The following is a 683-nucleotide window of genomic DNA, read 5'->3' on the forward strand; positions in this document are numbered from 1 at the left end:
CGTGCTCCGGGCCGAGGAAGTCGGACTCGGTGGAGCGCAGGCGCAGGAAGTCCGGCTCTGGGGAGCGGAGCATCACGTCCGCCCGGCAGATCTGCAACGAGTCTTGTCGGAAGGTCAGGGCCAGGGAGTCGATCGACCGCCCGTGGGCCAACCGCTCGACGTCGATCCAGACCGGTTGGCGGCAGTCGCCGGGGCGCATGAACACCGTCTGCAGGCTGTGCGTGATCTTACTGGGGGTCATACGCTCGGCGAGAACGATCTGCTGGCCGAGCAGCTGCGCCCCGAGGACGCCGCCGTGTGTGCTGAGCAGGCATCGGGCCGGCACCGGCGGAACATCCCCGCCGAGATCGAGAACTGCCAGTAGTTCACTCAGAGTGCACTGGCCGGGCGCCGGCGCCCTATCGGCCCGATCCTGCGCGCCGGCCTGTTGCTCGGGGGTCTCACCAGCTCGTGCGCCCGTCGTCTCCGCGGATTGTGTACCCACAGTGCACCCTTCCCGCGGACGCTCGCCAGGTGCGAATGCCGCGGATATCCTCGCCGGACGCCCGCGCTGGACGCCCAGGTCGGGGGACCGTGACCGGTCGCTGCACTCTCTGCCGAATTGTCACACGTGGATCATGACTCCGCCCGGCGCGGAGCCTCGCGGCAAATATCGGCCTATTCGCCGCCGACTGCTGGTCACA

1 protein-coding gene is annotated in these 683 nt (G+C 68.8%); it reads right to left on the reverse strand.

The window, feature by feature from the left end:
- The coding region (locus ACY45C_RS12600) for an acyl-CoA thioesterase domain-containing protein (protein ID WP_462187808.1) at positions 1 to 484 on the reverse strand (484 nt) is incomplete at its 3' end.
- Positions 485 to 683 lie beyond the last annotated feature (199 nt).

The organism is Frankia sp. CcWB2, assembly GCF_977927585.1.